This window comes from Pseudoalteromonas sp. SCQQ13 (assembly GCF_015864415.1).
Classification (GTDB): domain Bacteria; phylum Pseudomonadota; class Gammaproteobacteria; order Enterobacterales; family Alteromonadaceae; genus Pseudoalteromonas; species Pseudoalteromonas nigrifaciens.
Genome location: NZ_JADYXG010000010.1, coordinates 79,107 through 101,503, shown reverse-complemented (window position 1 = coordinate 101,503; position 22,397 = coordinate 79,107). Strand labels below are relative to the sequence as shown.

The 22,397-nt window shown below is 39.9% G+C and carries 19 protein-coding genes and 1 pseudogene; 10 read left to right on the top strand and 10 right to left on the bottom strand.

Annotation, left to right across the window (positions count from 1 at the left end; all coding sequences use genetic code 11):
• Position 1: 1 nt before the first annotated feature.
• From I6F41_RS10025 to I6F41_RS10015, 3 genes are all read left to right on the top strand, one after another.
• Positions 2-1,309: an ATP-binding protein gene (locus I6F41_RS10025; protein ID WP_086999318.1), complete on the top strand. Its 1,308-nt coding sequence runs from the start codon at positions 2-4 to the stop codon at positions 1,307-1,309.
• The gene (locus I6F41_RS10020; protein ID WP_086999315.1) at positions 1,306-3,495 is read left to right on the top strand and encodes a DEAD/DEAH box helicase; all 2,190 of its coding nucleotides are present in this window, start codon (positions 1,306-1,308) and stop codon (positions 3,493-3,495) included. The genes I6F41_RS10025 and I6F41_RS10020 overlap by 4 nt, the downstream gene beginning before the upstream one ends.
• Before the next feature lie 372 nt (positions 3,496-3,867).
• On the top strand, positions 3,868-5,361 hold the full coding sequence (locus I6F41_RS10015; RefSeq protein ID WP_011328660.1) for an acetyl-CoA hydrolase/transferase family protein: 1,494 nt from the start codon (positions 3,868-3,870) through the stop codon (positions 5,359-5,361).
• 228 nt (positions 5,362-5,589) lie between these two features.
• Here the strand turns inward: I6F41_RS10015 and I6F41_RS10010 are convergent, their stop codons facing one another.
• The 4 genes and pseudogenes from I6F41_RS10010 to I6F41_RS09995 form a co-directional block, all read right to left on the bottom strand.
• Positions 5,590-5,994, bottom strand: a complete 405-nt coding sequence (locus I6F41_RS10010) for a DUF6691 family protein (RefSeq protein WP_011328659.1) — start codon at positions 5,992-5,994, stop codon at positions 5,590-5,592.
• A 3-nt stretch (positions 5,995-5,997) separates the two neighbouring features.
• A complete protein-coding gene (locus I6F41_RS10005) occupies positions 5,998-6,411 on the bottom strand; it encodes a YeeE/YedE family protein (protein ID WP_011328658.1) in 414 nt (137 codons plus the stop codon).
• 3 nt (positions 6,412-6,414) lie between these two features.
• The gene (locus tag I6F41_RS10000; RefSeq protein ID WP_182684237.1) at positions 6,415-7,674 is read right to left on the bottom strand and encodes an OmpP1/FadL family transporter; all 1,260 of its coding nucleotides are present in this window, start codon (positions 7,672-7,674) and stop codon (positions 6,415-6,417) included.
• Between the two features lie 235 nt (positions 7,675-7,909).
• Positions 7,910-8,101 (bottom strand): annotated as a pseudogene (locus tag I6F41_RS09995) (MFS transporter); the annotation flags it as partial.
• Between the two features lie 126 nt (positions 8,102-8,227).
• Between I6F41_RS09995 and I6F41_RS09990 the strand changes: the two are divergent.
• The 3 genes from I6F41_RS09990 to I6F41_RS09980 all read left to right on the top strand — a co-directional run bounded on the left by I6F41_RS09990 (position 8,228) and on the right by I6F41_RS09980 (position 12,432).
• The gene (locus tag I6F41_RS09990) at positions 8,228-10,402 is read left to right on the top strand and encodes an exonuclease domain-containing protein (protein ID WP_197108300.1); all 2,175 of its coding nucleotides are present in this window, start codon (positions 8,228-8,230) and stop codon (positions 10,400-10,402) included.
• A gap of 212 nt (positions 10,403-10,614) precedes the next feature.
• A complete protein-coding gene (locus tag I6F41_RS09985) occupies positions 10,615-11,448 on the top strand; it encodes a hypothetical protein (protein ID WP_231613493.1) in 834 nt (277 codons plus the stop codon).
• Positions 11,449-11,499: 51 nt separating this feature from the next.
• Positions 11,500-12,432: a hypothetical protein gene (locus tag I6F41_RS09980; RefSeq protein WP_197108299.1), complete on the top strand. Its 933-nt coding sequence runs from the start codon at positions 11,500-11,502 to the stop codon at positions 12,430-12,432.
• On the opposite strand, the gene I6F41_RS09975 is transcribed toward I6F41_RS09980, so the two are convergent.
• Positions 12,416-13,741: a S8 family serine peptidase gene (locus I6F41_RS09975; protein ID WP_197108298.1), complete on the bottom strand. Its 1,326-nt coding sequence runs from the start codon at positions 13,739-13,741 to the stop codon at positions 12,416-12,418. The two genes, I6F41_RS09980 and I6F41_RS09975, sit on opposite strands and share 17 nt — an antisense overlap.
• 179 nt (positions 13,742-13,920) lie before the next feature.
• Here I6F41_RS09975 and I6F41_RS09970 point away from each other — a divergent pair, with 179 nt between their 5' ends.
• Genes I6F41_RS09970 through I6F41_RS09960 form a run of 3 tightly spaced genes read left to right on the top strand, consistent with a single transcriptional unit; the run spans position 13,921 to position 15,652 of the window.
• Entirely contained in the window at positions 13,921-14,412 is a 492-nt protein-coding gene (locus I6F41_RS09970; protein WP_197108297.1) for an RNA polymerase sigma factor, read from the top strand.
• A complete protein-coding gene (locus tag I6F41_RS09965) occupies positions 14,409-15,128 on the top strand; it encodes an anti-sigma factor family protein (RefSeq protein ID WP_058373748.1) in 720 nt (239 codons plus the stop codon). The genes I6F41_RS09970 and I6F41_RS09965 overlap by 4 nt, the downstream gene beginning before the upstream one ends.
• A gap of 11 nt (positions 15,129-15,139) precedes the next feature.
• Positions 15,140-15,652 (top strand): CC0125/CC1285 family lipoprotein, encoded by a 513-nt coding sequence (locus I6F41_RS09960; protein ID WP_197108296.1) that lies wholly within the window; start codon positions 15,140-15,142, stop codon positions 15,650-15,652.
• Positions 15,653-15,862: 210 nt separating this feature from the next.
• Here the strand turns inward: I6F41_RS09960 and I6F41_RS09955 are convergent, their stop codons facing one another.
• The 5 genes from I6F41_RS09955 to dinG form a co-directional block, all read right to left on the bottom strand.
• Positions 15,863-16,024 (bottom strand): YbaM family protein, encoded by a 162-nt coding sequence (locus I6F41_RS09955; protein WP_083497521.1) that lies wholly within the window; start codon positions 16,022-16,024, stop codon positions 15,863-15,865.
• Positions 16,014-16,289 (bottom strand): late competence development ComFB family protein, encoded by a 276-nt coding sequence (locus I6F41_RS09950; protein ID WP_089368542.1) that lies wholly within the window; start codon positions 16,287-16,289, stop codon positions 16,014-16,016. Before I6F41_RS09950 ends, I6F41_RS09955 begins: the two co-directional genes overlap by 11 nt.
• Positions 16,290-16,429: 140 nt before the next feature.
• On the bottom strand, positions 16,430-17,038 hold the full coding sequence (locus I6F41_RS09945; RefSeq protein WP_192531564.1) for a primosomal replication protein: 609 nt from the start codon (positions 17,036-17,038) through the stop codon (positions 16,430-16,432).
• A 1-nt stretch (position 17,039) separates the two neighbouring features.
• Positions 17,040-17,816 (bottom strand): TSUP family transporter, encoded by a 777-nt coding sequence (locus I6F41_RS09940; RefSeq protein WP_011328650.1) that lies wholly within the window; start codon positions 17,814-17,816, stop codon positions 17,040-17,042.
• A 2-nt stretch (positions 17,817-17,818) separates the two neighbouring features.
• The gene (gene dinG, locus I6F41_RS09935) at positions 17,819-19,894 is read right to left on the bottom strand and encodes an ATP-dependent DNA helicase DinG (protein ID WP_192531563.1); all 2,076 of its coding nucleotides are present in this window, start codon (positions 19,892-19,894) and stop codon (positions 17,819-17,821) included.
• Positions 19,895-19,953: 59 nt separating this feature from the next.
• On the opposite strand from dinG, the gene I6F41_RS09930 reads away from it, so the two are divergent.
• Positions 19,954-22,299, top strand: coding sequence for a DNA polymerase II (locus I6F41_RS09930; protein ID WP_197108294.1), 2,346 nt, complete (start codon positions 19,954-19,956; stop codon positions 22,297-22,299).
• Positions 22,300-22,397 lie beyond the last annotated feature (98 nt).

The following is a 22,397-nucleotide window of genomic DNA, read 5'->3' as shown; positions in this document are numbered from 1 at the left end:
AATGGCAGCAAAAAAAATTAGAGCAAAAGAGCGCGATGCAATTATACAGTCTCTTAAATCGGGTGTTACCCCAAAAGTCGGCATACAGCATATACAAGTAGGCCGTGGTAATGAACTTAAGGCGCTCATTAAAGATATCGACAGAGTGACAGAGGGCGGCTCTGCTTTTCGGTTAATTATTGGTGAATATGGATCAGGTAAAACATTCTTTTTAAGTGTTGTAAGAGCGATAGCATTAGAGCGAAAGCTAGTTACTGTTAATGCGGATTTATCTCCCGACCGTCGTATTCATGCATCATCAGGACAAGCCAGAAACTTGTATTCTGAGTTAATGAGAAACATGTCTACTCGTAATAAGCCTGATGGTAATGCATTGACCAGTGTGGTTGAAAAGTTTATTACCGAAGCACGAAAAGAAGCTGATAATACAAGCAAGGAAATAACCACAGTGATCCACGAAAGGCTCGCGTCACTCTCTGAGCTTGTAGGTGGTTACGACTTTGCAAAAGTTATCGAAGCATACTGGACAGGCCATGAAACAGATAACGAGCAACTTAAAAACAACGCTGTAAAATGGTTAAGAGCAGAATATGCTACAAAAACAGATGCTCGCAAAGATCTTGGTATCAGAAGTATTATTTCAGATGCATCGTTTTATGACTCTCTAAAGCTTATGAGCTTATTTGTAAGGCAAGCTGGCTACGAAGGGTTATTAGTTAACCTCGATGAAATGGTAAATTTATACAAACTCAATAGCACCCAAGCACGATTATCAAATTACGAGCAAATTCTAAGAATACTCAACGACTGCTTACAAGGATCGGCTGAGTACTTAGGGTTTTTACTGGGTGGTACACCTGAGTTTTTACTTGATCCAAGAAAAGGCTTATATAGTTATGAAGCGCTGCAATCTCGCTTAGCTGGCAATACATTTGCAAAACAAGCTGGTGTTATTGATTACTCATCTCCAGCATTACATTTGGCAAGTTTAACGCCAGAAGAGTTATTCATATTACTTAAAAACCTTAGACATGTTTTCGCATCAGGGGATGAATCGTTATATTTAGTGCCTGACGAGTCCCTAAAAGCATTTTTAGTCCATTGCAGTAAAACAATTGGAGACGCTTACTTCAGAACACCAAGAAATACGATCAAAGCGTTTTTAGATATGCTTGCCGTGATTGATCAAAATCCAAACATTTCGTGGGACAGCTTAATAGAAAATGTTAATATAGCACAGGAAAAACCTTCCGATGTAGAGTTAGATATTGAATCTGAAGACGATGAGCTAGCTGACTTTAAATTATGATCAACGCACACGAAAAGCTCGATTTTCGCATTCAGCAGTGGATTTTTAAACAAGGTTGGGATCGACTTAGAGAGATACAATGTTTAGCAATTGATCCTATCCTCTCAGGCAATACTGATGTGCTTATTAGTGCCTCTACTGCCGCAGGTAAAACGGAAGCATTTTTTTTACCTGCAATAAGTAGTATCGCAGATGAAGTAAGCGGTGTGGGCATTTTATATATCAGCCCGCTAAAGGCGTTAATAAACGATCAAGACCGAAGACTCGAAAGCTTGTCAGATTTATTAGGCATACAAGTTACACCTTGGCATGGTGATAGCTCGCAAGGTCGAAAAAATAAGCTGAAACGAAATCCATCCGGCATGGTGTTAATAACGCCTGAGTCCCTAGAGTCATTATTAATAAGAGACAGTGGTTGGGTAAAATCTGCTTTTCAGAATTTAAAGCATATAGTTATAGACGAATTTCACGCATTTATTGGTACTGAGCGTGGCCATCACTTGTTGAGTTTACTGCACCGCTTAGAGCATCTGCTTGGCCGCGTAAACTCGCCAATACCCAGAACGGCTTTAAGTGCCACTTTAGGTGACCTAGAAAGTGTCCCAGCATCTTTAAGACCAAATAAATCACTACCTTGTAAAATAATAAAGCAAACGCAGTCTTCATCATCGTTAAAAATGCAAGTGAAAGGATACATTGAAAGCGCTGTAGTAACAGATGAGACGCTTACTGCGGAGCAAAGAGTATGTAACGATTTATATGGCCTTTGCCGTGGTGGAAACCACCTAGTATTTGCCAACAGCAGAAGCCGCACCGAAAGCATTGCAACTACTCTTGCAGAGATGTGTGAGAGCAACATTGTGCCTAACGAGTTTTTTCCACATCACGGCTCGTTAGCCAAAGAAATGCGAGAAACACTTGAAGCTCGGCTTCAGCAAGATCAAATTCCAACAACAGCAATATGTACTATGACTTTGGAGTTAGGCATTGATATAGGTAAAGTTAACTCTGTTGTGCAAGTTACTGCGCCACATTCTATTGCAAGCTTACGGCAGCGAATGGGTCGTTCAGGCAGGCGTGGTGGCGCTAGTGTTTTGCGAATGCTGATAACAGAGGCCGACCTTACAGAGCAATCAAATATTGCAGATAAACTTCGGCTTGAATTAGTTCAATCGCTGGCGATGATACGGTTACTGGTTGCAAGCAAGTGGTACGAACCCGCAGACACTTCGCTTTATCACTTTTCGACATTACTACATCAAGTCTTAGCGCTCATCGCGCAATGGGGTGGTATAAGAGCAGATCAAATCTACGTATTACTGTGCAAAGATGGGCCGTTTCAGCAGGTTAGTATTACCCACTTTAAAGGTTTGCTGTCTCACATGGGAAAAGTAGAGCTTATTACTCAGTTAGGGAGTGGTGAACTTGTTTTAGGCCACATGGGTGAAAAAGTAACAAATCATTATACGTTTTATGCGGTGTTTAAAACCCCTGAAGAATTTAGAATAGTGACTGGTAGTAAAACACTAGGGACATTGCCCATAGACAGCCTAATTTTAGAAGGGCAACATATTATATTTGCTGGCAAGCGTTGGGTTGTTGAGTTGGTTGATGCTGACAAAAAAGTGATTTCAGTACAGCATGCAAAAGGCGGGAAACCACCTAAGTTCGGTGGTACAGGGATGGCTGTACATGATGTAGTAAGGCAAGAGATGCTGACAATATTGAGAGAAGGAGATTACAGAATTCAAGTTGGCGAACAAAAAATTGAGTTTGGTGATGAGGTTGCTCAATCACTTTTCAAAGAAGCAGCAGGTTTTTTTCAAACAGCAAAACTTGATAGTACGCATTTTATACAGCATGGCAATATAGTAGTTATTCTGCCTTGGGCCGGAGATAAAGTTTTAAATACACTTGTTGCTGTACTTATTAACAAAGGTTTTGGTGCTGGCGCATTTGCAGGGGTGATAGAGGTTGAAAATGCTTTAGTAGAAGATGTTATTGATGCGCTTAAAAGCTTTCAAAATAACGAAACAATATCAGCAATTGATTTAGCTGAAGTTATCTCAGAAAAGGCCATTGATAAGTTTGATGAATATTTATCACAAAATTTACTCACACAAGGATATGCCGCTAGAGCATTTGACGTTGAGAAGACAAGGATATTAGTAAAAAAATTACTCTAAAGAAATCTCGCATCATAAAGCTAGAGGGCGTTCAGAATTCTGTGTCACCTTATACTTCAAACGACATTGGGTGTATAAACTAATTACTTATAATTAAGCCAATTTTTAAACTACATTTTATTCAATTTATTTCTCTCTCATTATTCTACTTTTTTCTAATTTTAATCCCATACTTTAAATACTCACTTAAAACTTACGCTATATCAGCATATTAAATTTATATAAATGTTCGTACATTAAAGTAGATTGCTACCACCAAGGCACTTTATTCTGTGTTTGCGTAACTTAATTTAGTAAATGCGACCTAAGTCTAGATTGCGAAGTGCGCTGTAATACTTAAAATAACGCCAAATTAAAAAGGGGCTCAGTAGTATGCAGTTAGAACGTATCCGCAATAGCAATCTGCACCAAAAAGTAATGTCAGCAGAACAAGCTAGCCAATTTATTAAAGATGGAATGACAGTAGGCATGAGTGGCTTTACTCGTGCCGGTGAAGCTAAAGCCGTGCCAAGAGCACTGGTTGAGCGTGTTAAAAATAACCCAATGAAAATAAACCTAATGACCGGTGCGTCGTTAGGTAATGATTTAGATAAACTACTTACAGAAGCGGGTGTGCTAGCCCGCCGTATGCCTTTTCAAGTAGATAGCACATTACGTAAAGCGATTAATAACGGCGAAGTAATGTTTATTGATCAGCATTTATCAGAAACCGTTGAGCAGTTGCGTAATCATCAATTAACTATGCCTGATGTGGCGGTTATTGAAGCGGTAGCCATTACTGAAGAAGGCCATATTGTGCCTACTACTTCGGTAGGAAACTCTGCAAGCTTTGCTATTTTTGCTAAAGAAGTGATTATTGAAATAAATATGTTGCACAGCCCTGAACTTGAAGGCTTGCATGACATATATATTCCTTCGTATCGCCCTGTGCGCCAACCAATTCCTTTAACTAAAGTAGATGATCGTATTGGTAGCACGGCTATTCCAATTGATCCTGCTAAAATTGTTGGCATTGTTTTTACTAATCAGAGCGATTCGTTTTCAACAGTTACCGACCCTGACGTAGATACAGCGGCTATTGCCAGCCACTTAGTGAGCTTTTTTAAAGAAGAAGTAGCACAAAAGCGTATGGCAGAAAACCTAGGGCCATTACAAGCAGGTATTGGTAATATTGCTAACGCGGTAATGATGGGATTGTTAGATTCTGATTTTGAAGATTTAACAATGTACTCAGAAGTATTACAAGATTCGACCTTTGATTTAATTGATGCCGGTAAACTTAAATTTGCTTCAGGCAGTTCAATTGTTTTATCAGAGCGTTGTAATGCAAAAGTATTTAATAACCTATCAGAATATAAAGATAAGTTAGTGTTACGTCCGCAAGAAGTGTCGAATCACCCTGAAATAGTACGCCGTTTAGGGATCATTGCCATTAATACTGCGCTTGAGTTTGATATGTACGGTAACGTAAACTCAACCCACGTTTGTGGTACTCGCATGATGAATGGTATTGGCGGCTCGGGTGACTTTGCACGTAATGCGCATTTAGCGATATTTGTTACTAAGTCGATTGCTAAAGATGGCGCTATTTCGAGTGTAGTACCTATGGTAAGCCACGTTGACCATAACGAACATGACGTTGATATATTAGTAACCGAGCAAGGCTTAGCCGATTTACGCGGCTTAGCGCCACGTGAACGTGCTGTACAAGTTATTAAGCACTGTGTGCACCCAGATTACCGTGACGCCATGCTAGATTACTATGAGCGCGCTTGTAAGCGAGGCGGACACACACCTCATTTATTAGAAGAAGCGTTTAGCTGGCATATTCGCCTTGAAGAGCAAGGCAGTATGAAAAAAGCCTAATAAATATAATCCCAAATTGCACCAATCCATACAGTTAATCTGTTTTGGGTTTAATTAAACGCTCCTTTTAGGGGCGTTTTTTTAGCGCTACTCTACACAATTAATTAGCCACTTAGTCTTGAGTATTAAAAGGCCTAAATTCGGATAATAAGTGCTGGCTAATTACCTTTAAGTAATCCATTAACACCTGGTATTAATGGGTTACTTAAACAGCCTCTAAAATCAAACTTAAGTAAGCTTTTTAGTTAGCCACATACCGCCTAGCACGGCCGCAAAAAACAACAAAAATTCCACTTTAAAAGACACTAATTGAACCAAGCCAGGGCCTGGGCATATGCCACTTAAACCCCAGCCTAAACCAAAGAGTATTGAGCCAGTAATTAAGCGCGCATCAACTTTTTTCAAATCACTTAAGTTAAATGATCCTGAAAGGAGTGGCTTCTCTTTTTTTGCAACCCATAACCACGTAAGCATCATTATTAGCATGGCAACAGCCATCACTATAATTAAACTTGCGTCCCATTGGTTCCCGTAGGTAAGAAAGTTAATTACTTTAGCGGGGTTTGTCATACCGCTAATAATAAGCCCTAAGCCAAATATAAAGCCTATAACAACCATCATAATTGCTTTCATTACTTATCCTACCAGGTTTGCTGTAATAATGGCGACGAGCATAAATGTACACGTTGCAACCCAAGAGCGGGTAGAAAAACGCGACATGCCGCACACGCCATGGCCACTTGTACATCCATTAGCTAAAGTTGTACCTACGCCAACTAAAAGCCCCGCAACAATAATAAGCCAAGGCGACAACTGTAATTCGGCTTCTAATAAAGAAGGGGCAAATACTCTTACAGCTACACCTGCTAACAACAACCCTAAAATAAAGTATAACTGCCAACGAGAGCCCGAATTTGCTTTAGCAAATACAGACTTAACAATGCCCGATATGCCTGCAATTTTTCCGTATAAAACCAGTAATAACGTACACGCTATACCTATTAATGCACCGCCTATTGCAGCCGACACTGGGGTGAATTCTGTTACCATTTTTTAAATTTCCCAAACAATAGAAACACCTAAACCGGTTTGTTTCATTTCGATTGATACTTGCTGATTTGGCGCTAAGTAGTTAGCACCCGTTACTTTTTTTGCAGGCGAATAAAAAGCCATAGCGTTTAATTGTACCTTGTTGGTAAAAGAATGGCTAAAGCCCGTTGTAAAATGCCACTCTTGAACGCCCGGCGCTAAAATATTTAATATAACTTGGGACGAAGGAATAGGTTGCTCGGTGTAAGACACCCCAAAACGAATTTTTTGTTGCGGTGTACGCTGCCACTGATAACCAAGCTTATAAATAGTCATATCGTTCCAGCCAAATCCAGCGCCGGCGTTAGCTCCTAAAGGCGCTGACATTAAGTTATTGATTGGATTTGCAATACTTTTTACTTCGCTGTAATTGATTTTTTGCCAATCAAATACCACCTGATTACTAGGTGTAAGCTGATAAGCTGCACCAAGTTGAAATGAACTTGGCAGATCAAATCCGCCTTGCTCTGCAAACAAACCTTTATAGCTATCAAACTCTTCCATCGACACTGCTGAGCGGTAACTTGCGCCTAAACTAAGCGATGAGTTAATTGCATGGCTTATACCTAATTGAACACCAAACCCTGTACTTGTATCTGTGCCATTATTAGTAAGCGCTTCTGGTGATTGCGAAAAAGGAGCAAAGTTTTCAAGCCCTTGTGCTTCAAACTGTTGCACCACGTAAATGGGGGATACACCAAGGCGTGTTTGTTCATTCAACTTATAGCTTAAGGTTGGGCTAATAAAGAGTTGCTTTAAATCAACGCCTGCCGTACCAGCGTAAAAGGTGCCTTCAGGAGCGGACTCTGCGCTGTACTCGGTATTCATACCGCCGTTGCCATACACTAATAAACCAATATTTACTTTTTCATTTAATTGATGACCAATAGCAAATTCTGGAATTGCAAACACGGTGTTGTCGCTTTTTTGTGTTTTTGCTGCAAGATAAAATGCGCCAGGGTAAAAAGTATCTACTTTTGATGCAGTGTATTTTCGCTCAGGAGAAAAAAGCTCTAAGCCCAGAGATAGCTGTGTTCCGTTTGGTAAAAAGGTTGCTGGATTATTAGCGCCAGACATTAGCTCTTCTGACAGCGCTACACCTGCGCCAGCCATACCTTTGTGGGTCATGCCGTAGCCGTGAGTAAAATAACCATTCGTAGCAAATGTACTAAATGAGCCCAACGCGCACGTTAAAGCTAAGCCTGATATTAACTGTTTTTTCATTTTGGTAGACACATAAAGTTGGAATTGGCGGACAATAGCTAACTTTTGATATTCTAAAAAGGAATTTAAATAGATTACTTATAATAAAAGGTAATAGAACAATGGCTATGGCTATAAAGTTAAAATAAATGAGCATAGATTGCTATTTAACCTTTAGGTTATTTAAATCGCCATTATTAAATGGCGCTATTGTGTGCAAAGGCAAAGCGGCGACTAATATCACCGCTTTTAAAAATCACATAGATTCGAGCGTCTTACCGCGCGTTTCTTTAATATATTTAACAACAAAAAATAGGCTTATAAGTGCCGATAACGCATAAAACCCGTAAGCACCGGCAAGGCCTATATTGGCAAGCATAATAGGGAAGGTCATAGTAATTGCAAAGTTAGCAATCCACTGCGCACTGGCGGCCACAGCAAGGGCTGCAGCATCATAATTAGCGTAAGAAATAATATTATTAGCACTATTAATGGTGCTAAATCTTATCCTAATTAACGCCTGATAACTCAAAGCATTACTGATTACAACTTTAAGATTGAATAATAAGCATAAATGCTAGATACTGTTTTTATATACAGCTATGGCAATGTTATGAAAAAAGAATTACCAGCAAAATACTATTTAGCGCATTTTAGAGAGCTTATTGAGTTTGTAACAAGTAAATGTATGCATTTACTTGAGCCCAAGCACAGCGAATTTATTAATAAAATTAATCAGCTTGATGAGCAAAGCCAGTGTATGTTGGCGCGCGTGTATTCGCGCAAACCCTATTTAGTACAAGCGCAGTCCCTCACTTATGAAGAAATAACCTCGCCGCATCAGGCTATTTATACGCTAAAAAAAGCAGGTATTTTATTTGAGCCGAACGAGCAGCATTATTCACAGCTTTTGGCGCACTTAACCAAACCTGCTTTACTAGAGTTACTAAGTAATTACGACGAACAAATAAGCTATAAAAAGAGCGCCGCTAAAGGCGCGCTGGTGGATAGTGCCCGTGAGTTTTTTAAAAGCTGCCCGCACGAGCTTGCACCGCTTTATAGCCAGTATGTAATTAATAACCGCAGCGATTATTACGAGTATTTTGAATTTTTATTTGCAGGTAAACTAAGCAGTGGTGATGTGAATCATCAAAACCGTTTTGTAATGCGAGACTTAGGTTTAACCGCTACGCGTGAAGGGCATAGCGAGAGCTTATCGCGCTTTGAAACGAAGGCCGAGGCGCAATCAAACTATTTATTAAACCGTTACCGATTAGCATTTAAAAATATAACCGATGAGAACGATTACGTTGCTTTAGCGCTGCAGGTTCTAGTGCAAGCTGCGTATGGTGCAATAGCTGTTGCGCTTAAAAATAAGTTATTAGTACAGCTTTTTAAACAGTTAAAAAACACCAATAGCGAACTTGCTTTTAGTTTACTTGAAGGGTGTGTTGATGATAGCGAAGCACACGAAATTCAAATAAGAGAGCAATACAGGCTTGGTAATAAACAGTGGGTAAAAACACGCTTAGAAGCCATTATTGAAAATCCGCTAACGGATGATTTACTGTACTTTGCTGACGACTTTTTAATGCGTAAATTTAATAAGCAAACGCGTTCGCGTTTAAGCACTATGCTTGCTGACACTCAGTGCGTACTCGAAATTGACGAATTATACCGAGGTGAAGTAGAGCAAGGCGTAAACGATTATTACACTGGCCAAGGTATGCAGGTATTTAATACCGAAAACACATTGTGGCAAAGTTTGTTTGGTTTAGTATTTTGGCACGAATTATTTATTGATACCCCTTATCCGCAAGTATTAAGGCTTGGTAATTTTTATGCAGCGCAACCAGCGCAAATAAATGAGCGCTTAGCACAGTGCCAAACACCTCAGGCATTACTTAAATTAGTATGTAAAAATGCAGCGCAATACTTTGATCAACCTAACGGTTTATTTAAATGGCATAACGAGTTATTACAACCACTAGAAGCGCTGATTTTAAATAGCCCAATTGAGGCGTTAATTACTCACTTAACTAATATGAGTAAACATTATTTACAGCTAAAAGACGGCTACCCCGACTTAATGGTTATCCATAACGGCAAAGTACATTTTGAAGAAGTAAAAGCCCCAGGCGACAAGCTAAGGCGAAATCAATTAACGACTATAGATAACTTAAAGAGCAGTGGTTTTGAGGTACATATAGCCGTTGTTAAATGGTTTATAGATCCCAACCGCATTTACAGCGTAGTTGATTTAGAAACGACAGGCGCATTAAAAGGCGGTAACAAAATAACCGAAATTGGCTTAGTTAAAGTACAGCATGGCAAAGTAATCGATACCTGGACTACTTTAGTTAACCCACAGCGACATATACCTGGGTTTATCACGTCGTTAACCGGTATTAGCGATAGCATGGTAAGTAATGCGCCAGTATTTGCAGATATAGTAAAATCTTTAATGGCTAAATTAGCGGGAAGCATTTTTGTTGCGCACAATGTTAACTTTGACTACGGGTTTATTAAAAAAGAATGCGAAATGGCAAAGGTGCCTTTTAAAATGCCCAAGTTGTGCACTGTGGTGGAATCGCGTAAAGCCTTTGCGGGCTTAAAGTCGTACTCGTTGGGTAATTTGTCAAAGCACTTTAATTTAAACTTAACCAGCCATCACCGAGCGCTTGCCGATGCAACCGCCACAGCGCAGTTGTTACTCCTTATTCAACAAGCACCAATAGCACATAGGTAAATACAGGGAAGGTATTTACCGTGTTTTTTAACTTTAATTGCAGTTGCTTGTTCTCTAGCCGCTTTGTCATAAATACTCTCGCTGCTTAATTTTAATTCAAGTTTTTAAAAAGCACTTAATTTTAAATTAAGTTTAAAGTTTTTATTTTATTTTGGAATAAACCAATAATTCATCCGTCTTCTATATGTCAATCCGACAAACTAGAGGAAAAGATGATGACTAAACTAAATAAAATTGTAAGCGTAATGATGTTAAGTGGTGCTTGTGCTTTTGTAACTACGGCGCATGCAGCTGCAGTTGACATCACTCAGTCAACGTCGGCAGAGCAACAAACAGCAACGTCAGTGAAAATGGCTCAAAATGGTGTAAATGCCAGAGGCAGTAATGACACTAACATATCGAACGAGACGAGCGTAACCGCTTCAAAGTCAGAAACAACCGCAGATGGGCAAAGTGATACCGAAAATAGTGCAAATTCACTGGTTGCAGCTACAAGCTCGGCGCTTAACACTTCATTCAGATCATCGGCTGCTTCATTAGATGCGACTACCAACACCGCGTTAAACACCACAGCACAGCTAACTCGTTCAGCCGCTAATTTAACCGGTGGGCTGAGCCAATCTTCATTATTAAATGTAACATCAACGCAGACTGAAAACGCTGAAGATGTTAAACCTACAACGCCAGACACCGCGCTGGTATCAAATGTTAGTCATGCAAAAGCTGCAGTAACGCAAGCTGCAGCAGAAAATACGCTTAATTCAGCACAATTAACAAACCAGCTAACACTTACAAATACCGTAAATTCTGCGCTGCAATTAGGCAATGGGATTGACGCAAGCACTGAGGTTGTAGGCAGCGTTCAGCAGTCTTTAATGAGCAGTGTACAAGACAGTACCGTGAGTTCGTTGCAAGCTACGGTACAGCAAAGTGTTAGTGGGCAAGTTAGCTCAGCGGTGTCAGAGCAAATAAGTAACGATGTAGCACTGAGTACAGCAAGCGAAGTGGTTACTAATATTACCAACGATTTAGACCTAGGCCTTTAATACATTATTAAAGCCGAGTAGGGCAACCTACTCGGCGTGTTGGAGATCACTATGAAAGCAATTATTACAGCCACATTATGCGTATTTAGCACTCAAGCCAGCTTTGCTGAAACAACAGCCATAGCGCCAAAAAGTAGTTTTGATGTATCCGCCGATGCTGCGGTGGGAGTATTAAATAACTCGGCATTGTCAGTACAAGAACTCGATGATATTTCATCAAAAAGCGATAGCGGCGTTAAAATTTCGACTGGCGCCACTGCAAAATGGCAAGTGTCTAAAGCTGTAAAGCTAACGTCAAGTTATCGCTTTGAGCAGCAAAATTATGACGAGTTTGATCAGTACGATTTAGACTTACATCAATATGGGGTAGATGGGAGCTATAGCTTTAATAGTAATGAGCTAGGGCTACGCTACGATGGCGCTAAAGCCAATGTGGCTGGCGATACCTTTTTACATTTTAACCAAGTAAGTGCCTATTATGGGCGATTTTTATCACCGCAAACTTACTTAAGAATGAGTGTGAAAAATAAAACCAAACGCTTTGCCAGTGCAACAGCGCGTGATGCCGATGGTGTAGGGGCTGATATTGGCTTGTATAACTTTATAAACGACGGGCAGACCATGCTAATGGCATCAATAGCCGCTGATAAAGAGGATGCACAAGACAGTCAATTCGATTTTAGCGGCTATACCTTTAACACAAAAATAACGCACAAATTTACCGCACTTAATTTAAGTAATAAAGTGGGCTTGGGCTGGCGCTATCAAAATAAAAATTACGAAGAGCAAACGAGTAATGAAGTACTTGAGGCGCTTCCTTCGCGCGATGAGCATAGAAATGTTGTTAACGTGTTTTGGCATCTCGACTTGTTTAAACATATAATGTTAGTCACAGAAGCCGAGTACGGTGACTATGAATCTAAGCAAAATAGTAACACTTATACGCAAAGTATTGTCTCTGCATCTATTAAAGTGCACTTTTAGGGCGATAAATTGCCCCATAGCCAAACCGACTATCTTTACCTTGCTCACCGAGATCGTGAGCAAGCGAGGTTAGTTCATCAAGCGCTTTGGTTTTGTTGTTTTTATGTTTTACCAGTAAGCAACTCAGCGCAGCACTCACATGAGGGGCTGCCATTGAAGTCCCCGACTCCTTGCCAAATTCACCATTGCCTAAAGCGGTAAATACATTTACCCCCAGTGCACTAAAGTCAATATAGTCACCATTATTAGACCAACGATAAAGCTGGTTATTGTTATCGATAGCACTAACTGCAATAACGCTATGATACGCCGCAGGGAAGAGCGGCTTAGCCGCAGGGCCTTCGTTTCCTGCTGCGGCAACGATAAGACTATTTTGCTTTATCGCCGCTTCGATACTGGTTTTTAAAATAGCATTGTCTGGCCCAGTTAAGCTCATATTGATCACCTTAACTTTTTCATGCGCTAACCAATCTAACGCCTCAACAATGGCAAATAATGTCGCCCCTTGTGCAAACTCTGACTGACGATAAAACACCTCAGCGCTATATAAGTATGCATTACCTAATAGCGGAGTGAGCTCATTGCTGCTACCCACTAATAAGCCCGCAATCGCAGTACCGTGTAATATCGGGGAATTAAGTCCATCGGGTAAAAAGCTACGATTAATAATTTTTGCGTTAGTAAAAGCGCGGTGCTGCTTGTTTATGGCACTATCGATAATACCTATTTTGGCGCTAGATTGGCAAAAAGGCTGCGGCGTTTGAGCGATGACTGTCGTTAATACAGCCGTTGATGTTTGTGCTTGATATACATGGTTTCGATCCAGTAGGGCCGCGTCAGTTAAGTTAAGTTTTTTTACTAATTGTGCTTTGGAGTCAATGTTTTTGGCCACATTAAAACGTACTAAACTCATTCCAAGAGAGCTGTAGTTTTTAACTGAAATAATCGTCACATCGTGTTTTTTTAGCGCACTGAGTTGTTCGGCATTAGCCATTAATAACCATTGGTGTTGAATAGCACGAAAGCCACCTTCTACCTCTACGTCAACAAACATATTATGTTGGTTGTTAATACTTATATTAATTACACTGGGTAAGTTACTCAATGGTTGGTTTACTTGTGCTTTTAGTTCGTCCAGCGAGGTTTGTGGGATCAGTGCGGGTAAGCGCTTAGTGCGATTGATGCTTGACTCAATTCTTTGCTCAATCGAGTTTAAATGCTTGAGCGCTTGGTCTACCGGTACTAGGTTTGCAAATACCGAGCTGGTACAAAAACAAACAGAGGCTGTAATTATGAAAGGTATTTTCATGCTAAAGTTACTTCTTATAAATTAAAACGTTAATAGGGTCTGTTTATTTTTCGAGGTTGAATAAACTTTAATCCAGAAAGGTCACAGACCCTAAGTTAACGTTTGAGGCAAAAATTAATTTCAATTATTTTGGAATAAATTTTTATTTGAATCGTCTTCTCTCTATAGAGGAGTAAAAAATGCAAAAAAACCTACAAACACTATTACCCATGTTAAGACGTTTTGCCTACTCGCTAACGGGTAGTAAAGCAGATGCAGACGATGTAGTGCAAATAACAATTGAAAAATTATTAGTTAAAGGCATTCCCGAGGACGTTGAACCCGCAAAGTGGGCGTTTAAAGTTTGCCGTAATGTATGGATAGATGAGTATCGCTCTCGCAAAGTACGCCAAGAAGCAGTACAGAATGAGCATTTACAAGAGCCTGTAAGCACAGATGAACACAGTGCCTTAGAGCAAAAGCAATTGCTTGAAAAAGTGAACAGCGCACTAGGTGTTCTCCCCGATGAACAGCGCGCAATTGTGTCTTTAGTAGCGGTGCAAGGCATGGCATATAAAGAGGTCGCACAAGTACTAGATATACCCATAGGCAGTGTGATGAGTAAACTGTCGCGCGCTCGAAGTGCACTGTATAGTTTAATAAAACCAGACTTTAATGAGGAGCAAGCATGAAAATTACCGATGAAACACTTAGCGCCTTTTTAGATTCTGAGTTACCCGAAAACGAGATGGAGCAAGTACGCTTAGCGTTAGAAACCGATGACGAATTAGTAATGCGATTAGCGGAATTAAGCGAAGTGGACGCTTTGCTTAAACAGCACGCGAGTTTAATTGATCAGCAACCACTGAGTGAGGCGCTGGCTAAAACCGTGGCTAAACTACAAAGCAATAACCTAGTGCAGTTATCAGCATGGCAAAGGGTTAAGCAAGCAGCGAATAAAAACCTCGCCATTGCCGCCAGTATTGCAGTTGTGTTTGGTGTGGGCACTACTAGTTATTTTCAAACGCAAAGTAATTCCAGCTTAGTGGCACAACATATAGCAACCGCGTTAGATACGCAGTTGAGCACTGATGAAGTTACCCAAGCCGATGGGACAACATTTAAAGCAAGTTTAAGTTTTGCGAATCTACAAGGTGAGCTTTGTCGGCAGTATGAAGTGGCTGCAGCGGCTAAAAGCAATGTTGCTATTGCGTGTAAAACAGCGGATGGCTGGCAAGTAAAAGCGCAGTTTCAACAAGGGAAAAGTGACAATGGTTCGCAATATCAAACGGCTTCTAATAATAAACCGCTTGAGCAAGTAATTGATCAAATGATCAGCGGCGCGCCATTAAACACAAACCAGGAACAACAAGCCATTGCTCAGCAATGGAAAATTAAAAATAACTAATGAGGTATTTTATGAAAACAATATTATTAATAATGGGCATTTTAATCTTGGTAGGGTGCGCATCAAAACCCGATTACCGCCCAGCTAACAAAGGCTCAACCGGTTATAGCGAGCAAAAAATTAGTGATGACCGCTATCGTGTTGAATTTAAAAGCGTATCAAACAGCGTCGCTGACGCTGGCGATTATGCACTGTTAAGAGCGGCTGAACTAACTCAAGCTCAAGGTTATGATTGGTTTGTGGTTACTAACAAAGAAACCTTTGTTGAATCTAAATCACACGCACCGACGTCATCAGTAAGTGCAACACGTGGCCAGCAGGTTGAACGCAGCTGTGGTTTGCTTACCTGTGAAACACGCACCCGCCCAGTGAACGAAATGGGTGTGCAAATTAGTAATCACGATAGTCGCAAAGAAGTACATACGCTGCTTGATATCAAAATGGGTAAAGGGATAAAACCAAACGATAACAGCTATAGTGCTCAGGATGTGATTGATAATTTAAGTGCTAAAGCGAAAAAGTAACGCAACACAACTGGGTTATTACCCTATTGAAACTAAAGCTTAACTAGCCTGATCTTTGGATAATAAATCTAACTCAAGCAGCTATTTTCAGCGCTAACTGCGTTGAATTTACTTGCAATAGGCCAGCTATTGACGCGTGAATTCTTCTTGTTTTCACTGAAAACCTCTTAACCATAGTTCAAGTTAACTATTAAAACGATAAGCAGGTAACTAAGATGCGTTGCTGTTATTCTGCTTTTTTTCGAAGTCGATTTTTACTATTTCGAGTGCTTTAAGTACTTCATCAGGAGCAACGTCGTGTTGCTCTAGTAGCATAATTAAATCGACTGCGAGTTTTATATGGGTTGGTGCTTGTTGTAGATTATTGCTCATGCTGGGGTTTCTTTTTTGCAATTTGGCTAATTGCTACATCAATGGCTGTTTGCACCCGCTGTTGCATATGCATACGCTCTGTTTGTGATAAATAATAGGCCATATCTACGTCGGAGCGAATATAGCGCGCAGGCAGTTGATTTAAAACAGTACAGCAAAAATCGGCCATTACATCATCAGTATACTGTTCATTAAGTTTGCGATTAATTATTTCTTCTAAAACAAATTTTTCATAAAAGTTATGTATATCTTCGTGTAATTGCATATTCCACTCGCTCGTTTTTAATCCATTTAATTGAGTTTATACCAAGGAACAGTATAAATCGAGGGGATAGCTTTACAGCTATTTATTAACGGTTAATTAGTTAACGGCTTGATTGGCATTGTGAAACATACTTAAAGTGTTTAGCGAAGTTGTTGTTTTTCTACACGTTGTATTTTTTCTTCGGTGGCTGAAATCGCTTTTCTACAGCGCCCTAAGCGTGCATGCGTTGTTAATATTTCCATATTTAGCTTTTGTGCTTTAGCCGGGGTTGCTTTATCCATTTGCATTTTGCGCTCTTCAATCATTAACAATAATCGGCGTTCAAACTCGTGATTTTGTTTAAGTTCGTCATAAAGCTCATGAGAAGATTGTATTACTTGTTGCACGGCTTGTTTATAAACGGCTTGTTTGGGGCGTGGTTTATAGTGACTTTTATTTTCTTTTATCCAAATAGGGGTTGATTTAATAACATTAAAAACAGCTTGTACTTGTGTTGCTATACGCTCAAGTGCGTAGGTGTATGCATGGCGATGCTCACTTGGTGGTAAAGACGATACTTCGTCTTCTATTTCGGCTACATAGTCGGCTAGGTTCATACTTTTAGTACTAAAAACAGCACGGTCAAATAAGCTTGGTTGCGCTTGCATATAACGGTTTTTAGAAAACAGTTTTGCTTTATCAAATTGCTCGGCTTGCTGCTTTAAGGTTGCAACTTGTTGGCGTAGTTTATCAAAAGCGGGTGAGTGCATATTAAAAGTAAGCCTCGTAAATAAGTTTTAGTGCTAATAATATAACCATAGTATTAAATACTGGGCGAATAAACTTGCTGCCAAAGCGTATTGCTGAATGCGCGCCAAACCATGCGCCTAGCATGATAAAAAAGCCCATAGTAATACCCAGTAAAAAGTTAACATGGCCTAATGCTACAAAAGTAATAAGTGAAATAAAGTTAGACACAAAGTTCATTGAGCGCGATAAACCACAATTTAGCAGTAGGTTCATTTTATATAGCATGCCGTTTGAGGCGGTCCAAAAGGTGCCTGTACCTGGTCCTGCTAAGCCATCAAAAAAACCTAAGCTTAAGCCTTGTAGCCACTGCTTTATTTTCATTGTTTGGGTAAGCTTAGGTAGCTCACTTCCCTCTGTGGTACTTAAACTACCAAACAAGCTATAACAGGCTACAACAATTATAATTATAGGTAATAATTTATTTAAGAAGTCGATACTTAAATGATCAACTATTAAAGTGCCTATTAATGCGCCAATGGCGGTGGCAAAAATAGAGGCTAGCCAAAACTTAGGGTTAAATAAGTCTTTTTTATAATAAGTATAACTTGCAGTTAAAGAGCCAAAGCTTGCGGCTAATTTATTTGTGCCAAGCGTTAAATGCGGTGGTAAGCCTGCTGTTAATAAAGCAGGAACCGTTAACATACCACCACCACCGGCGATGGCGTCAATAAAACCTGCGGCAAGTGCAACGGCACATAAAATAGCCCAGGTTGTTGGATCGAGTGCAAGTTCAAACATTATTAATAATCTATCTGTCTTTTAAAAGGAGGTAAGGAGTCGAGTATTGCTTTGCCGTATCGCTTAGTGATCAAGCGTCTATCGAGAATAGTAATACAGCCAGCATCGCTTTCTTTACGCAGCAGTCTACCACAGCTTTGTACCAATTTCTTTGCCGCATCGGGAACGGTTATTGATAAAAAAGGATTGCCGCCTTTACTTTGTACAAACTCGGCTTGCGCTTCTTCAATTGGTGAGGTGGGTACGGCAAAAGGAATTTTTGTAATTATTAGATTTTCTAGGTATTTACCTGGTAAATCAAGGCCTTCTGATAGGCTTTGGGTGCCAAATAAAATACTACCTTTGCCTTCATCAATATTTTTAGTATGTAATTTAAGCATTGCCTCACGCGACATTTCGCCTTGTACTAATAAGTTAAAACCTTTTGTTCTAAGAAACTTTGATACATGGTCCATTTGCCAATAAGAAGCAAACAATACTAGGTTGGCTTTTTTGGTGTCTAAATACTCAGGTAGAGTATTGGCTAAGTGATCGCTAAATGCTTTATCGGTTGGTTCAATTTTAGAAACCGGAATACGCAAAGTAGCTTGATTTGGGTAGTCAAAAGGCGAGGGCACTTTAATAAATTTAACGCCTTCCTCTTTGGCCAGGCCTGTTTCGTAAGCAAAATGATCAAACGAGCCTAAAGCACTTAATGTAGCCGAGCATAAAACTGCGCCCGCGCACTCGCTCCATAGCTTGTCTTTTAAGTAGTAACCTACTTCAATAGGGCAGTCGCTTAATAAATGGTCATGGTGGTTTTTATACTCAAGGCGCTTTATCCATCTAGCATGCGGTGTACCTTCACCTTTATTTGCATAGCTAAACCACAGCTTATTTAATTGCTCTAAACGATTTATGTATTGCCCGCTCTCGCCTAAAATAGGGTCGGCTACGTAGGGTTTTATATCGCCGTCGCTTACATCTTGGGTTAGCGTGTCATGCATTTTACTTAAGCAGCGCAGTGCATCTTGCGTGGCTTCGCTTATATCTTTGGCTTTACTGTGTAGTGACTGTGGAATTTCGCCATTTTCGAACCTGTAAGTATCATCTTTTGAATATTCAAAGTCAGCATTATCGAGAATGTCGCGTACTACTTTTAAATCTTTGTTGGCGTCGTTAATGCTATCGCAAAGCTTAAAGTTTTGTCCTATCGCCTTTTGACCCACTATTACTTTAGCCATTTTGCCGCTAAATTTAGTGAGCTTATCGAGCCACTCTATGGTGCCTTTTATTGTCGCCGCCGCTGATGAAAAGTCGCGAGTAATATGTGCTAAGTGGTGTGCTTCATCAATTACATAAATAGTGTTGTCGGGTTCGGGTAAAATTTTACCACCGCCTAAGTCTAAATCTGCAAGTAATAAAGAGTGGTTGATCACCAGTACATCCATTTGCATTAATTGCTGACGCGCAAGCTGAAACGGGCAGGTTTGATGCGCTTTCATTTGGCGCTGGCACGAATGTTTATCGCAGGCTATTAATCCCCATACTTTATCAGGAACTGTGTCGGCCCAGCTGTCTCTGTCGCCTTGCCATTTTTTAGTCGTATAAGCGGTGTAAAGCTCATTTAAACATTTGGTTTCCATTACGCTTAAAGGGGAGCTAAGCGTAGGCATAAATTCCATTTGTGTTTGGCTATCGCCGTTAACCGCATTGTGTAGTTTATGAGCGCAAATATATCGCTGGCGACCTTTTACTAAATCAAACTTAAAACTAAGCCCTGAGTGCTTTTTAAAAAAAGGTAACTCTTTGGCTATTAACTGCTCTTGCAGCGCAACTGTGGCGGTTGAAATAACTAATTTCTTTTTTTGTGCTAGCGCAAGTGGCAAAGCGCCTAAACAATATGCCAGAGACTTGCCAGTGCCTGTACCTGCTTCTATAACGCAAATACGTTGTTTTTTGTGATATTCACCCGCAAGCGTTTTTGCTATTTCGGCAACTAAGTAATTTTGGCTGCTACGCGGGCGGTAATCACTTAGGTTATTAGCCACATGCTGATGTACTTGCCTAATAGTTTTTTTTAATGAGCTCGATAGCATGTGATGATTACCTAAAGTATGTATATAATTACAGTGTATATATTAAGTGGGATCGGACATTGACACAAGCAATCTATCAGGGCTTTATTTTATCAAGGCAACAATACTCGTCTAAAAACAGGCAGGGCCTTACTTTGTGTTATTGGTTAAGCTCTGAGTCTGGGCCTATAAAGGTGGTTGTTGAAAACCAGCAAGCCGTATTTTTTATTGCGCAACAACAACTTCCTCTTGCACAAACGTTATTAGCCAAAGCCAAAATAAAGGTAAGTTTTAAAGCGGTTAATATGCGCCACTTTAGTGGTGTTGACTGCACAGCCTGCTATTTTAACGACAGTAGTAGCCTTTATAAAGCAAGAGCCCAGCTTGAGGAGCAAATAAATATATACGAAGGGGATATTCGCCACAGCGACCGATTTTTAATGGAGCGCTTTATTAAAGGAGGAGTGTGGGTAACTGGAGAGGCGCTACAAAAAAATGGCTTTATCGAAATTACTCAAGCAAAACTAAAAGCTAATCCAAACTATACGCCACAGCTCGCGTCGCTTTCATTAGATATAGAATGTAACGCAGAAGGCGTGTTGTTCTCGGTTGGATTAGTTGGTAATGGCCTAGATTGCGTATTAATGATTGGTGAGCCACAGCCTCACAGTAACGCATTTAGTATTGACTGGTGCGTTGATGAAATAAACTTACTGCAAAAACTGCAGTGCTACATTACTAGTAACGATCCGGATGTGATAGTAGGTTGGAATGTAATTGAATTTGATTTTAGCGTACTTAACGCGCGCGCAGAAGCATTAGGACTGGTGCTTAATTTAGGTAGAGATCAACAACCTTTAACAATTAGAACGGGTCATTACACCCGGCTTACTTTACCTGGGCGCAGCGTAATAGATGGTATAGATACACTAAAAAATGCCACTTATCATTTTGACAGTTATTCGTTAGCTAATATTTCTTATAAAGTGCTGGGCGAGTCTAAGTTAATTCAAGCTGATAATCGCCTTAGCGAAATTATTCGTCAATTTAATCACGACAAGCTCGCACTTGCCGCTTATAACCGCCAAGATTGTATATTAGTAAATAGAATTTTTGTTAAGTTAAAGCTATTTGAATTTGCCATAGTAAGAACGCAACTTACGGGGCTTGAACTAGAGCGTATGGGCGGCTCGGTAGCTGCATTTACCAACCTATATTTACCCTTATTACATCGCAGTGGCTATGTTGCACCTAATTTAGGCGATCATGGCTTATCGTTTGAAAGCCCTGGCGGTTATGTAATGGAGTCGACTCCTGGTTTATATGAAAATGTATTAGTGCTCGACTTTAAAAGCTTGTATCCGTCAATTATGCGCACTTTTTGTATTGATCCATTAGGCCTTATAGAAGGGCTAAACTCTCCCGAAAGTGCGGTAGCAGGGTTTAACGATGCACTTTTTTCACGCGACCTGCATCATTTACCCAAATTAATTAAGCACTTAACCCGTACTCGCCAAAAAGCTAAAGACACCAACCAGCCAATGCTTTCTCAGGCAATAAAAATAATAATGAACAGCTTGTATGGTGTATTAGGCTCTAAAGGTTGCCGATTTTACGATCCCAGGCTCTCAAGTTCAATTACACTAAGGGGGCACGAAATCATGCAAACCACCCGAAAATGGATTGAAGAGCTAGGTTATGAGGTTATTTATGGCGACACAGATTCAATATTTGTAAAAGTAAATGAGCGCTTAAATGCCACACAGTGTAATGAAATAGGCAATGATGTGATGCAAATTATTAACAAACGCTGGTCTGATAGCGTTAAAACTCGCTTTTCGTTGACCAGTTATTTAGAAATAGAGTTTGAAACCCATTACAGCCCATTTTTTATGCCAACCATAAGAGGAAAAAAAATAGGCTCAAAAAAACGTTACGTTGGCCAAATTGATAAAAACAACGCCAAGCAGCTCATTTTTAAAGGAATGGAAACCGTGCGCAGCGATTGGACCCAGTTTGCACAAGAGTTTCAAACCGAACTTTTTAAAACATTATTTGATCAACAATTTAAAATAGAGCAATTAAACAACATTATAAAAAGCTACACTAAAAAACTATACGCAGGGGAGTTTGATAAAAAACTTATATACCGTAAACGTTTAGGCCAAAATTTAAGTGACTATGTAAAAAATATTCCCCCGCATGTGCGAGCAGTAAAAAAATATAAAGCGAATAACCCCGACTTTGATGTAAAGCGCGGCCAAATAATAGAATATGTTTATGCTATTAATGGCGCTGAAATTTACAATGCAAACAACACCCTCAATTACCCTCTTTATATACAGCGGCAGCTAGAACCAGTTGCCGATATGATTCTAAGCGCACTTGGCGTACAGCCAAACTCAACCCAAAGTACCTTGTTTTAAGCTTAATAATCAGTAAAAAATCAAAGTGTGAAACTGATTAAATAAACTGTTTACAAAAATTCACATGCCGAAAGTTAACAAGTATGATTTTAATTAAA